At 71.2% G+C, this 13,622-nt stretch carries 11 protein-coding genes; all 11 read right to left on the bottom strand.

The annotated features are described in order from the left end of the window. Positions 1 to 13: 13 nt before the first annotated feature. Positions 14 to 694: a protein-tyrosine-phosphatase gene (locus tag ACIQ6R_RS04180; protein ID WP_404170472.1), complete on the bottom strand. Its 681-nt coding sequence runs from the start codon at positions 692 to 694 to the stop codon at positions 14 to 16. Continuing rightward, the gene (locus tag ACIQ6R_RS04175) at positions 691 to 1,338 is read right to left on the bottom strand and encodes an L-threonylcarbamoyladenylate synthase (RefSeq protein WP_404170469.1); all 648 of its coding nucleotides are present in this window, start codon (positions 1,336 to 1,338) and stop codon (positions 691 to 693) included. Before ACIQ6R_RS04175 ends, ACIQ6R_RS04180 begins: the two co-directional genes overlap by 4 nt. Before the next feature lie 49 nt (positions 1,339 to 1,387). Then, positions 1,388 to 2,227, bottom strand: coding sequence for a peptide chain release factor N(5)-glutamine methyltransferase (prmC, locus tag ACIQ6R_RS04170; RefSeq protein WP_386316731.1), 840 nt, complete (start codon positions 2,225 to 2,227; stop codon positions 1,388 to 1,390). A 102-nt stretch (positions 2,228 to 2,329) separates the two neighbouring features. Then, entirely contained in the window at positions 2,330 to 3,406 is a 1,077-nt protein-coding gene (gene prfA / locus ACIQ6R_RS04165; protein WP_386316729.1) for a peptide chain release factor 1, read from the bottom strand. Between the two features lie 111 nt (positions 3,407 to 3,517). After that, the gene (gene rpmE / locus ACIQ6R_RS04160; protein WP_003973638.1) at positions 3,518 to 3,742 is read right to left on the bottom strand and encodes a 50S ribosomal protein L31; all 225 of its coding nucleotides are present in this window, start codon (positions 3,740 to 3,742) and stop codon (positions 3,518 to 3,520) included. A gap of 124 nt (positions 3,743 to 3,866) precedes the next feature. Then, the gene (locus tag ACIQ6R_RS04155) at positions 3,867 to 5,015 is read right to left on the bottom strand and encodes an LCP family protein (RefSeq protein ID WP_404218572.1); all 1,149 of its coding nucleotides are present in this window, start codon (positions 5,013 to 5,015) and stop codon (positions 3,867 to 3,869) included. 343 nt (positions 5,016 to 5,358) lie between these two features. Beyond that, the gene (locus ACIQ6R_RS04150; protein WP_404218570.1) at positions 5,359 to 7,143 is read right to left on the bottom strand and encodes a trypsin-like serine protease; all 1,785 of its coding nucleotides are present in this window, start codon (positions 7,141 to 7,143) and stop codon (positions 5,359 to 5,361) included. 207 nt (positions 7,144 to 7,350) lie between these two features. Next, positions 7,351 to 9,450, bottom strand: a complete 2,100-nt coding sequence (rho, locus tag ACIQ6R_RS04145) for a transcription termination factor Rho (RefSeq protein ID WP_404218568.1) — start codon at positions 9,448 to 9,450, stop codon at positions 7,351 to 7,353. Between the two features lie 419 nt (positions 9,451 to 9,869). Beyond that, on the bottom strand, positions 9,870 to 10,799 hold the full coding sequence (thrB, locus tag ACIQ6R_RS04140) for a homoserine kinase (RefSeq protein ID WP_404170457.1): 930 nt from the start codon (positions 10,797 to 10,799) through the stop codon (positions 9,870 to 9,872). A gap of 285 nt (positions 10,800 to 11,084) precedes the next feature. Beyond that, entirely contained in the window at positions 11,085 to 12,143 is a 1,059-nt protein-coding gene (gene thrC / locus ACIQ6R_RS04135) for a threonine synthase (RefSeq protein WP_404170455.1), read from the bottom strand. Positions 12,144 to 12,149: 6 nt separating this feature from the next. Then, the gene (locus tag ACIQ6R_RS04130) at positions 12,150 to 13,442 is read right to left on the bottom strand and encodes a homoserine dehydrogenase (RefSeq protein WP_193776523.1); all 1,293 of its coding nucleotides are present in this window, start codon (positions 13,440 to 13,442) and stop codon (positions 12,150 to 12,152) included. Between the last annotated feature and the right edge of the window lie 180 nt (positions 13,443 to 13,622).

Here is a 13,622-nt window from a genome sequence, read left to right as displayed (position 1 = left end):
GCCGTCGCGCCCCTCACGTCCTCGTGGGTACCCCCGTGAGCGCCGTCACCACGGGATCCAGCGCCTGGTGTATCTCGTCCCCGATCGACCGGAAGAACGGCAGCGGCGCCCCGTACGGGTCGTACACCTCGTCCGCCTCGGCCGTCGGCGCCAGCAGCCACCCGCGTAGAGCCGCCGCCGCGCGCACCAGGGCACGCGCACGCGCGACCAAGCCCTCGTCCAGGGAGGGCAGCGTGGCCGGGTCGATGGCGTTCACCAGGCGGGTGAACTCCTTGAGGGTGAAGGTGCGCAGCCCCGCCGAGTGCCCCATGGAGATGACCTGGGCGCGGTGGTCCCGCGTCGCGGTCAGCACCAGGTCCGCGCGGATCACGTGCTCGTCCAGCAGCTCACGCCCGGTGAAGCCGGCCGCGTCGGCGCCGAAATCGGCGAGGACCGTCTCCGCGTTGGTCTCCATGGGCGCGCCCTCGTGGCCCCAGGTGCCCGCGCTCTCCACGATGAGGCCGCCGCCCAGCACGCCGAGCCGCTCCTTCACGAAATGCCGGGTCAGCCGCTCGGTGATGGGCGAGCGGCAGACGTTGCCGGTGCTGACGTGGAGGATGCGGAAGCTGTCGCGCGGCAGGCCGACGAACGTCGTCGTGATCTCCGCGGCGCGTTCCCCGTTGCCTATGCCACGCCCCGTCCCAGGGGCCGTCAATTCGCCACCTCGAGGTCGGGTACCACCTTGCGCAGATCCTCGGCCGACAACGCGCCCGCGCGCAGCAGCAGGGGCACCTCGCGGGTCACGTCGACGATGGACGACGGGACGTTGCCGGGGGTGGGGCCGCCGTCGAGGTAGACGGAGACGGAGTCGCCGAGCATCTGCTGGGCGGCGTCGCAGTCCTCCGGCGCCGGGTGGCCGGTGAGGTTGGCGGAGGAGACGGCCATGGGGCCGAACTCGGTGAGCAGTTCGATGGCGACGGGGTGCAGCGGCATGCGGACGGCGACCGTGCCGCGGGTGTCGCCGAGGTCCCACTGGAGGGACGGCTGGTGCTTGGCGACCAGCGTCAGGGCGCCCGGCCAGAAGGCGTCGACCAGCTCCCAGGCCAGCTCGGAGAAGTCGGTGACCAGGCCGTGCAGGGTGTTCGGGGAGCCGATGAGGACGGGCGTGGGCATGTTGCGGCCCCGGCCCTTGGCGTCCAGCAGGTCGGCGACGGCCTCCGAGGAGAACGCGTCGGCGCCGATGCCGTACACCGTGTCCGTCGGCAGCACCACGAGCTCGCCACGGCGGACGGCGGACGCGGCCTCGCGCAGACCGGTCACACGGTCGGTCGCGTCGTTGGTGTCGTATCGCCGTGCCATCAGCGGGCCTCCTCGTACACGTACTGCGGGGTCGAAGTCGGGGTGGTGCTCACGGCAGCGCCTTGCGGGCCGTCGCGAAGCGGGGGCGGTTGTTGAGGTCGGGGTGGTCGGCCGCGTCGGCCCAGCCCCGCTCCTCGGTGAAGATCCACGGCACCTGGCCGCCCTGGGTGTCGGCGTGCTCGACGACGACCACGCCGCCGGGGCGCAGCAGGCGGTGCGCGGTGCGTTCCAGTCCGCGGATCAGGTCGAGGCCGTCCTCGCCGGAGAACAGGGCCAGCTGGGGATCGTGGTCGCGGGCCTCGGGAGCGACGTACTCCCACTCCGTGAGCGGGATGTACGGCGGGTTGGAGACGACCAGGTCGACCTGGCCGTCGAGGTCCGGGAAGGCCGTCAGGGCGTCACCCTGGCGCAGCTCGACCCTGGACCCCTCCATGTTCTTCCGCGTCCACTTGAGGGCGTCCTCGGACAGCTCCACGGCGTACACGCGCGAGCGCGGCACCTCCTGGGCGAGGGCGAGCGCGATGGCGCCCGAGCCGGTGCACAGGTCGACGATGCAGGGCTCGACGACGTCCATGGCGCGCACGGCGTCTATGGCCCAGCCGACGACCGACTCGGTCTCGGGGCGGGGCACGAAGACGCCGGGGCCGACCTGGAGCTCCAGGTAGCGGAAGTAGGCGCGGCCGGTGATGTGCTGGAGCGGCTCGCGCGCCTCACGGCGGGCGACGACCTCCCAGTACCGGGCGTCGAAGTCCGCGTCCGGCACGGTGTGCAGCTCGCCCCGCTTGACGCCGTGCAGATACGCGGCGAGTTCCTCCGCGTCGGTGCGCGGCGAGGGCACGCCGGCGTCGGCCAGCCGCTGGGTGGCCTGGGCCACCTCCGCGAGCAGCACACTGCGGGGGTTCGGGGGTCGCCCCCCGTGAAGTTGCGCCACGCTGGTCCTCCGGGGCTGAGCTGTTCGTCCGGTATGGGCGTACGGATGCGGCTGCGAGGCCTAGGCGGCGGCGAGCTTGGCCGCCGAGTCCGCGTCGACGCAGGCCTGGATCACCGGGTCGAGGTCGCCGTCCAGGACCTGGTCCAGGTTGTACGCCTTGAAGCCGACGCGATGGTCCGAGATGCGGTTCTCCGGGTAGTTGTACGTACGGATCTTCTCGGAGCGGTCGACGGTGCGGACCTGGCTGCGCCGGGCGTCCGCGGCCTCCTTCTCCGCCTCCTCCTGTGCCGCCGCGAGCAGCCTGGAGCGCAGGATACGCATCGCCTGCTCCTTGTTCTGCAGCTGACTCTTCTCGTTCTGGCAGGAGGCGACGACTCCGGTCGGAATGTGCGTGATGCGCACCGCGGAGTCGGTGGTGTTGACGGACTGGCCGCCGGGTCCGGAGGACCGGTAGACGTCGATGCGCAGGTCGTTGGGGTTGATCTCGACGTCGATCTCCTCGGCCTCGGGCGTGACGAGCACGCCGGCCGCGGAGGTGTGGATACGGCCCTGGGACTCGGTCGCGGGCACCCGCTGCACGCGGTGCACCCCGCCCTCGTACTTCAGCCGCGCCCAGACGCCCTGTCCGGGCTCAGTGGCGCCCTGGCCGCCCTTGGTCTTCACGGCGACCTGGACGTCCTTGTAGCCGCCCAGCTCGGACTCGGTGGAGTCGATGATCTCGGTCTTCCAGCCGACCCGCTCGGCGTAGCGCAGGTACATGCGCAGCAGGTCCCCGGCGAAGAGCGCCGACTCGTCGCCGCCCGCGCCCGCCTTGACCTCGAGGATGACGTCCTTGTCGTCGCTGGGGTCGCGCGGGACGAGCAGGAGGCGGAGCTTCTCGGTGAGCTCGTCGCGCTGCTTGTCCAGTTCCTTGACCTCGGCGGCGAAGTCCGGGTCGTCGGCGGCCAGCTCGCGCGCGGTCTCCATGTCGTCGCCCGTCTGCTTCCAGGAGCGGTACGTGGCGACGATCGGGGTGAGCTCGGCGTATCGCTTGTTCAGCTTGCGCGCGTTGGCCTGGTCGGAGTGGACCGACGGGTCGGCGAGCTTCTTCTCCAGGTCGGCGTGCTCGGCGACGAGTTCCTCGACGGCCTCGAACATCTTGGGCTCCTGCTACTGCTTGGGAAGGGGAAGGCGGCGGGCGACCAAAAACGCCGGTCCCGGCGCTCCCCCGGCTGGGGGCGCGGCCGTGGACCGGCGATTGGGGGCTCGCTACTTCTTGGAGCCGGCGGAAGCCTTGCCGAAGCGGGCCTCGAAGCGGGCCACGCGGCCACCGGTGTCGAGGATCTTCTGCTTGCCCGTGTAGAACGGGTGGCACTCGGAGCAGACCTCGGCCCGGATGGTGCCGGACTCGATGGTGCTGCGGGTGGTGAACGACGCGCCACAGGTGCAGCTGACCTGCGTCTCGACGTACTCGGGGTGGATGTCGCGCTTCAAGGTGTCTCCTACTGTTCCGGGAGGGCGCCGGGTCGCTGCCGCGGGATGCGGGAGCGTGAACCGGGGCCGACGTACCAGTCTGCCAGGACTGGGGTCTACTCCCAAAACCGGGGGCCGCCGTCATCTATTCCGCGGCGTTCACGACGCCCTTGGCCCCGCCGGTCGCCGTACCCTCGGTGGCGCTCCCGGGGATCGGCTCGTCGTTCTTCAGTGCCTTCCAGACCTGGTCCGCCTTGGCCTCCTCCAGCAGGACCCGGTTGGGGTCCGCCGGGTCGTACACGACCGGCAAGGTGACCATGTTCATGTTGGCCGCGCCGATGCCCTTGAGGCCGCTCGCGAAGGACATCAGGGAGTTCACCGAGCCGAGGTCGGAGTCGGTGGTGATGGTCTTGGTGGCGGTGTCGGCGACGTCGTACAGCTTCTTGGGGTTGCCGAGCAGGCCGATGTCCTTGACCTGGTCGACCAGGGCCTTGACGAAGGCCTGCTGGAGCTGGATGCGGCCGAGGTCGGAGCCGTCGCCGACGCCGTGCCGGGTGCGGACCAGGCCGAGGGCCTGCTCGCCGTCGAGCGTGTGGGTGCCGGCCGGCAGGTCGAGGTGGCTGTCGGGGTCCTTGATCGCCTCGGTGGTGGTGACGTCGACGCCGCCGAGGTCGTCGATGAGCCGCTGGAAGCCGCTGAAATCGACCTCCAGGTAGTGGTCCATGCGCAGGCCGCTGATCGACTCGACGGTCTTCACGGCGCAGGCGCCGCCGCCGGTGGCGTAGGCGGAGTTGAACATCACGTCGTCGGCGGCGGGGTGCTCGCCGCCGTCGGTGTCGGTGCACTCGGGGCGGTCGATGAGGGTGTCGCGCGGGATGGAGACGACGCTGGCCTTCTTGTGGCCCTGGTAGACGTGCACGATCATCGCCGTGTCGGAGCGGGCGGTGCCGTCGTCGGCGCCGCCGCCGAGCTTCTTGTTGCCTCCGGAGCGGGTGTCCGAGCCCAGGACGAGGATGTTCTCGGAGCCGTTGTCGGCCTTCTCGGGCCGGTCGGCCCCGAGGACCTGGTCGATGTCGACGCTCGTGAGGTTGCCGTTGAGCTTGAAGAACAGGACTCCGGCTCCGGTGCCGCCCAGGACGACGATGCCCGCGGCGCTCCAGGCCGCGACGAGCAGTGCCTTGCGCCGCTTGGCGCGGGGCCTGCGGCGGCGGCCCTTGCCCCGGCGGCGGGAGTCGGCGGTGCGGGACTCCCCGGGGCCGGGTATCGCGGGATCCGGCGTGCTCTCGGCGGACATGTGCTCCTCGGGTGTTCGTCCGGTCGGTTACCCCCTGCGCTCAGGGTCGGGTCGGTCGGCTCCGGCGGATTTCCGCCGGTACCTCACCATCGTCCCTCCGTAGCTGAGACGGCGGAACTCGGGACAGGGTTGCACAACGGTCTGTGGCGGCCGGGTGGGGAAATGGTCACGGAACGTACTCGGCGTGGGCGTACTCGCGGCCTTGACCTGGGTGTCCGCGGGCACGCGCCCGAGTACCCACGGACCGGGGCGGCACCGGCTCATGTGGTGAAGATCGCAACGCGCGGGGCCGCCCCCTGGACGGAGGCGGCCCCTGGCACGGAATCGGGCGGTCCCGGCGGGATCAGCCGAAGAGGTTGAACGCCCCCCAGCCGCCGCCGACCCTGCTGCGGGTCTGGAACGTCGCCGAACCCGTCCCACCGGTGCCCTTGTACATCCACAGCACCCCGGACTTGTCCCGGGCCAGCAGGTCGGGCCTGCCGTCGCCGGTGACGTCACCGGCGGTGGCGAAGGCGTTGTACACGGACCAGCCGCCGCCGACCCTGCTCCGGGCGCCGAGCGCCGGGGAGGCCTTGCCGGTGCCCGGGTACAGCCACAGAACACCGGAGCCGTCCCGCGCCAGCAGGTCGGACCTGCCGTCGCGGTTGTAGTCGCCCTTGCCGGTGATCGTGTACGCGGACCAGCCGCCGCCGATCCGGACGCGGGTGCCGAAGAGCCCGTTGCCCTTGCCCGGGTAGAGCCACAGGACGCCGTACTTGTCCTTGGCGACCAGGTCGGGCAGGGCGTCACCGGACAGGTCGCCCGGGACGCGGATGTCCTTCATGACGTTCCAGCCGCCGCCGACCCGGATCGACTCGTAGCGGTCGTCGCCGTTGAACGCGAAGGTGTACAGCACGCCGTCCGGGGTGCGGTACAGGTAGTCCTGGTAGAAGTCGCGGTCCAGGTCGGCCTGGCGCACCAGGCTCAGCCCGCTCCAGTCGCCCAGCTCGACGCGACCGCCCAGGTAGGGCCACCGGTTGCCGAGCGAGTAGTACTCGTAGGCCTTGCCACCGGGCGTGCGGACGAAGAGGTCCGCGAGACCGTCGAAGTCGAGGTCGGTGTCGTCGACGCGCGCGTTGACCTCGCCGACGTAGGAGCGGGTCTTGGCGTAGACGCCGTAGGCACCCGACGCGACGCAGTCCTTGACGCCCCAGGACACGACCCCGGCGATCCGGCCGTTGACCACCAGCGGGCCGCCGGAGTCCCCGTTGCACGGGGAGACCGTGCCGGCGTCCTGTCCGGCGGCCGGGTTGCCGGCGCAGGCCATCTGGCCGGCCACGAAGTCGGAGCCCCAGTACGAGGTGCAGGTGGCGTCCGACCGCATCGGCACGGTCGCCTTCTTCAGCATCGGCGAGATGTCCTGGCTGGTGGAGCTGGTGCGCCCCCAGCCGTACACCGTCGCCGGGGTGCCGTTGGCGTAGGAGGCGGTGTCGCCGCTCGACGTCGGCCGGAGCGTCTTGTACGGCAGCGCCTCGGTCAGCGTCAGCACCGCGAGGTCGCCGCCCGCGATGGTGCTCGGCTTGTACGTGGGGTTGACCCACTGGCGCCACACGCCGGCGACCCGGCCGCCGTGCAGGTCGTTGCCCTCCGGCAGCTTGGCCGTGCCGGCGACGATCACTCCGTTCGCCGCCCAGTCCAGGCCGTACACGCAGTGCGCGGCGGTGAGGACCTTCGCCGGGGCCACCAGGGTGCCGCCGCAGAAGTAGCCCTCGTCGTCGGCGGTGCCCGTGGTGCCCTTGTCGTCGTAGTAGTGCAGCTGCACCATCCACGGCGCCTCGGAGATGGTCGCGTCCTTGCCGCCGATGATCTTCGGGTCGACGGTGCGGGACGGGTCCTCGGCGCTCGGCGTGGGCTTCGGCTGCCCGGGAGCGGTGGCGGTGTCGCCCTCCAGCGCGGCCCCGGAGCCCTGGATCCGCCGCAGCAGCTCGGCGCGGGAGGGCGCGGGCTGCTCGGTGACGGTCGGCTGGGGCGGGGCCGGGGTCGTGCCGGTCGCCTGGGCGGGGGCGGCCGCGAGGACCGCGCCCGACAGGGCGAGTGCGGCCGTGGCCGCGGGAAAAGCCAGGCGGGCTCTTCGAGGAGTGGATGTCACTCAGGTCTCCTGTCGATGTGGCTGCTCGCAGGAGAGAAGAGCCGTCGGGCGCAGGCCCGTGAAGGCAGCACGAATCGCCCCGTGGGCGCATCCGAAAATACGTTCCCCCCCACCGCAGTGCGCTGATCCTACAAGGCGGAAGTCCCGCCCCGTCACCTGTGTGACGGGGCGGGACTTCGGTCCGCGCCGGAGTGGGGCGGCTGCGACTCAGTCGCCGTTGCCGGGCGCCGGAGTCGTCTTCTGGATCTGCATCAGGAACTCGGCGTTCGACTTGGTCTGCTTCATCTTGTCGAGGAGCAGCTCGATCGCCTGCTGCTGGTCGAGGGCGTGCAGCACCCGGCGCAGCTTCCAGGTGATGGCGAGCTCGTCGCTGCCGAGCAGGATCTCTTCCTTGCGGGTGCCGGACGCGTCGACGTCCACCGCCGGGAAGATGCGCTTGTCGGCGAGCTTCCGGTCGAGCTTGAGCTCGGCGTTGCCGGTGCCCTTGAACTCCTCGAAGATGACCTCGTCCATGCGGGACCCGGTGTCCACCAGGGCGGTGGCGAGGATGGTCAGCGAGCCGCCGTCCTCGATGTTGCGGGCCGCACCGAAGAAGCGCTTCGGCGGGTACAGGGCGGTCGAGTCGACACCACCGGACAGGATGCGGCCGGAGGCCGGGGCGGCGAGGTTGTACGCACGGCCCAGACGGGTGATCGAGTCGAGCAGGACGACCACGTCGTGACCCAGCTCCACCAGGCGCTTGGCGCGCTCGATGGCCAGCTCGGCGACCGTGGTGTGGTCCTCGGCCGGACGGTCGAAGGTCGAGGAGATGACCTCGCCCTTCACCGACCGCTGCATGTCGGTGACCTCTTCCGGACGCTCGTCGACCAGGACGACCATCAGGTGGCACTCGGGGTTGTTGTGCGTGATCGCGTTGGCGATCGCCTGCATGATCATGGTCTTGCCGGTCTTCGGCGGGGCCACGATCAGACCGCGCTGCCCCTTACCGATGGGCGCGACGAGGTCGATGATGCGGGTGGTGAGGACGCCGGGGTCCGTCTCCAGGCGGAGGCGGTCCTGCGGGTACAGCGGCGTGAGCTTGTTGAACTCCGGCCGTCCGCGGCCGTGTTCGGGCGCCATGCCGTTGACGGAGTCCAGGCGCACCAGCGCGTTGAACTTCTCGCGGCGCTCGCCCTCCTTGGGCTGGCGCACGGCACCGGTGAGGTGGTCGCCCTTGCGCAGGCCGTTCTTGCGGACCTGGGCGAGGGAGACGTACACGTCGTTGGGACCGGGCAGGTAGCCGGAGGTCCGGATGAACGCGTAGTTGTCGAGGATGTCGAGGATGCCGGCGACCGGGATGAGGACGTCGTCCTCGTTGATCTGCGGCTCCTGCTGGATGTCGTCGCGCCCACGGCGACCACGGCGGTCCCGGTAGCGGCCGCGACGGCCGCGACGGCCGCCCTCGAAATCGTCGTCGTCCTGCTGCTGACGGTCCTGCCCGCCGCCCTGCTGCCGGCGCTGCTGACCGCCGCCCTGGTTCTGCTGGTCGTCGCCCTTGCCCCGGCGGTCGCGGTCGCGGCCGCGGTCGCCGCGGTCACGGTCACCACCACGGTCACGGTCGCGGTCGCCGCGGTCACGACGGTCGCGGCGGCGGCCCTCGCCGCCCTCACCGTCGGAACGGGCGTCGCCCTGGCCCTGCTGGTGGCCCTGCGACTGCTGCTGGGCGGAGGAATCGGCCTTCGGCTCACTCTTCGTCTCGACGGCCACCGTCTCGGTGGCGGCGGACGGGCTGCCCGCGTCGGCGGTGGCCCGGCGACGACGGCGCTCGGAGGGGGCGTCGTCGGCGGGAGCGCCGGCCTGGTCGGCCGAGGGCGCGACCTTGGGCGACGGCTGGCCGGGGATGTCGATCTGCTGCTGGGCGGCGGCCTTGTCGGCGGCCGTCTTGTCGGCCTTCTTCTCGGCCTTGCCGGCCTTCTCCGCCTTCTCGGCGGGGGCCTCGTCGCCCGTACGGGACCGGGAGGTGCTGCGGCGCTTCGGCTTGGTCTCGCCGGCGGCGTCCGCAGCGGCGGGCGCGGCCTTGGCGGGGGCTCCGCCCCCGGCCTGCGCCTCCTTGATGACCTCGATCAGCTGGCTCTTGCGCATCCGCGCGGTGCCCCTGATGCCGAGGCCGGATGCGACCTGCTGCAGCTCGGCCAGCACCATGCCCTCGAGGCCGGTACCGCGGCGCCGCCGGGAGCCGGCACCGGCGGCAGGCGCGGAGGCGTCCGTGGAGGGCGCGGCAGCGGTCTCCTCGACACGTGCGCCCATCAGATCGGTGGTGTCGCTCACGAAGGGTCCTTCCCTGGAGCGGACGTCGGCCTGTCTGGCTCGGCGACCGGTTGTGCTGTCCGGCATCGGTCCTTGCTGTGTGAACCGTGCCGGGGCGGTGGTCCGCCTGAACGGCGGAAGAGATATCTGGTGATGGCGCTTCCCCTAGCCGTGGCACCCAGTGTCTGTGTCATGCGGCGTGGTCGCACCGGCTCCGAAACGTGCCCGGCGGGCCGCTCAGTGTCCGTGTCGGCCGTACAGATCTACTGATCACGTACGACATCCAGCACACAATGCGGCTTGGGGGGCTCCCGGAAGAATGTCTGTCCCGGACGGGGACACGAGGCACCTCGCCATGGTGGGGTCGGGTGCAGACTTGAGATTAACACTACCGGATCCAACAAACATTCCCCCTCTCGAAATCCGGCAACCGTCCGCGTCTAAATGTCGCCGGTGGTTGCCAGCGGCAGGACGCTCGCGCCCTGCTGGTCCAGGCTGAGCCGGTTGGCCGCCCAGTCCGTCCCGGCCAGCGCCTCGACCTTGTCGGCCGTGTCGGCGTCGGCCAGTGCCATCACCGTGGGCCCGGCTCCCGAGATCACCGCGGGGATGCCGTCGCCGCGCAGCCGTTCCACCAGTGCCGCGCTCTCCGGCATGGCCGGGGCGCGGTACTCCTGGTGCAGGCGGTCCTCGGTGGCCGGCAGCAGCAGCTCGGGGCGCCTGGTGAGCGCCTCGACGAGCAGTGCGGCGCGGCCGGCGTTGGCGGCGGCGTCGACGTGCGGGACGCTGCGCGGGAGCAGTCCTCGCGCGGTCTGCGTCAGTACCGGTTTCCCGGGCACGAAAACCACCGGAACGATGGAATCGGAGGGCTCCATCCTGATCGCCCGGGCGGCGCCCGACTCCATCCAGGACAGGGTGAAACCGCCGAGCAGACAGGCCGCCACGTTGTCCGGGTGGCCCTCGATCTCGGTGGCGAGGTCGAGCAGCGCGGCGTCGTCGAGGCGGGCCTCGCCGCCTATGGTCACCGCGCGTGCGGCGACGATGCCGGCGCAGATGGCGGCGGAGGAGGAGCCGAGGCCGCGGCCGTGCGGGATGCGGTTGGCGCAGACGATCTCCAGGCCGCGGGGCTGTCCGCCCAGGAGGTCGAAGGCGGTGCGCAGGGAGCGGACGAGGAGGTGTTTCTCGTCGCGCGGCAGCGTCTCGCTGCCCTCGCCCGCGATGTCGATGTGCAGCCCTGAGTCGGCCACCCGGACGACCACGTCGTCGTACAAGCCCAGCGCGAGCCCGAGGGCGTCGAAGCCCGGGCCGAGATTGGCGCTGGTGGCGGGGACGCGCACCCGGACGGCGGCGGCGCGGAACGCTGGACCGGCCATCGCTTGATGACTCTCCTTGAGCTGCGTGGGTTTTTGTCGAATGACATTCGACGACTGACATCCGATGACGTACGGAACCCTCGGTGGCCGCCGCTGCCGGCGCGGCTGAGCGGCATATGCGGCAGGCGGGTTCGGGTACAGCCTATCGAAGGAAGGTTCTGTGGCGACATAGGGCGCACAGGAGGCGCACGATGCGTGTCGTAAGCCCCCTGTGCACCCCCCATAAATGACTTTCCCGGCTGGACGTCGCTTACGCCCTCGTACGCCGGTGGGAGTGGCGCGGACTCAGATCAGTCCGAGCCGCTCGGCCGCCGTCGCCGCGTCGACCGGGACGGTGACCGGCTGCGGGGCGCCGGCGACGGCCCAGTCGGGGTCCTTCAGTCCGTTGCCGGTGACGGTGCACACGATCCGCTGCCCCGGGTCGACCTTGCCCTGCTCGGCGGCCTTCAGCAGACCGGCCACCGACGCGGCGGACGCGGGCTCCACGAAGACGCCCTCCTGGGAGGCCAACAGCCGGTAGGCGCGCAGGATCTCACGGTCCGTCACCTCGTCGATGGCGCCGCCGGACTCGTCCCGCGCGGCGAGCGCGAAGTCCCACGAGGCGGGGTTGCCGATGCGGATGGCGGTGGCGATGGTCGACGGGTCCTTGACGACCTCGCCGCGCACGATCGGGGCGCTGCCGGAGGCCTGGAACCCCCACATGCGCGGCGCCTTCGTGCTGACCTTGTCGGCGGCGTACTCCCTGTAGCCCTTCCAGTACGCGGTGATGTTGCCCGCGTTGCCGACCGGCAGGACGTGGATGTCGGGCGCGTCGCCGAGCATGTCCACGATCTCGAACGCGGCCGTCTTCTGCCCCTCGATACGCACCGGGTTGACCGAATTGACCAGCGCCACGGGGTAGTTGTCGCTGAGCGCGCGGGCGAGCGTGAGGCAGTCGTCGAAGTTGCCGTCGACCTGGAGGATCTTCGCGCCGTGCACGAGGGCCTGGCCCATCTTGCCCAGCGCGATCTTGCCCTGCGGCACGAGGACGGCGGAGACCATCCCGGCCCGCACCCCGTACGCGGCGGCACTCGCGGACGTGTTGCCCGTGGACGCGCAGATGACGGCCTGCGCACCCTCCTCCTTGGCCTTGCTGATGGCCATGGTCATGCCGCGGTCCTTGAAGGACCCGGTCGGGTTCGCACCCTCCACCTTGAGGTGGACCTCGCAGCCCGTGCGCTCGGAGAGCACCTGCGCGGGCACGAGCGGCGTGCCGCCCTCGCGGAGCGTCACGACGGGCGTGCTGTCGGAGACGGGCAGCCTGTCCCGGTACTCCTCGATGATTCCGCGCCACTGGTGGGTCATTGCTGGTTACTCTCCTTCAACCCGCATGATGCTGGCGACACCCCGCACGGTGTCGAGCTTGCGCAGCGCCTCGACCGTACCGCCGAGGGCGGCGTCGGACGCGCGGTGGGTGACGACGACGAGGGAGGCCTCGCCGTCCTTGCCGGACTGCCGCACGGTGTCGATGGAGACACCGTGCTCCGCGAACACGGTCGCGACCTGGGCGAGCACGCCCGGTTTGTCGGCCACGTCGAGGCTGATGTGGTAGCGCGTGACGACGTCGCCCATCGGCGAGACGGGCAGCGCCGCGTACGCGGACTCGCCGGGTCCGGTCGCGCCGCCGATCCGGTTGCGGCAGACGGCGACGAGGTCGCCGAGCACGGCGGACGCGGTCGGCGAGCCGCCGGCGCCGGGCCCGTAGAACATGAGCTGCCCGGCGGCGTCGGACTCGACGAAGACCGCGTTGTAGGCCCCGCGCACGTTCGCCAGCGGGTGGCTGAGCGGGATCATCGCGGGGTGCACGCGCGCGGTGACCGACGCGCCGTCCGCGGCCCGCTCGCAGATGGCGAGGAGCTTGATGGTGCAGCCCATCTCCTTGGCGGAGGCGAAGTCGGCGGCGGTGACCTCGGTCATGCCCTCGCGGTACACGTCGTCGAGGCGCACGCGCGTGTGGAAGGCGATCCCGGCGAGGATGGCGGCCTTGGCGGCGGCGTCGAACCCTTCGACGTCGGCGGTCGGGTCGGCCTCCGCGTACCCGAGGGCGGTGGCCTCGTCGAGCGCTTCCTGGTAGCCGGCACCGGTGGTGTCCATGGCGTCGAGGATGAAGTTGGTCGTCCCGTTGACGATGCCGAGCACCCGGTTGACCTTGTCGCCGGCGAGGGACTCGCGCAGCGGCCGGATCAGCGGAATGGCGCCGGCCACGGCGGCCTCGTAGTACAGGTCCTTGCCGTTCGCGTCCGCCGCGGCGTGCAGCGCGGCGCCGTCCTGGGCGAGGAGCGCCTTGTTCGCGGAGACGACGGAGGCGCCGTGCTCGAAGGCGGTGGTGATGAGGGTCCGGGCGGGCTCGATACCGCCGATGACCTCGACCACGACGTCGATGTCCCCGCGTTTGACCAGGGCGGTGGCGTCGGTGGTCACGAGGTCGGGATCGATCCCCTCCCGCACCCGGTCGGGCCGCCGTACGGCCACGCCCGCGAGCTCCACCGGGGCCCCGATCCGGGCGGCGAGGTCGTCGGCGTGCGTCGTCATGATGCGCGCCACCTCTGAGCCGACCACTCCACAGCCCAGCAGCGCCACCTTCAGCGGACGCGTACGCATCATCCGACCTCGTTTCCTCATACCGTCTACGGTTGGACCAGTCTCACGCACCGGACGGGATTTTCTGCCTTTCGTCCGGATCGTGAGACGTTTATTTCATTTCCGCAGGGCCGGAAGACGAAAGATCTTGCGTCCCCGGGACGGACGTCCGGTGACCGCCATGGCCGCCGCCGGGCCTCGCCC

The organism is Streptomyces sp. NPDC096048, from assembly GCF_044763415.1.
Lineage (GTDB): Bacteria > Actinomycetota > Actinomycetes > Streptomycetales > Streptomycetaceae > Streptomyces.
Note: the sequence above shows the minus strand (reverse complement) of the source record. Positions and strands in the feature narration are given on the sequence as shown.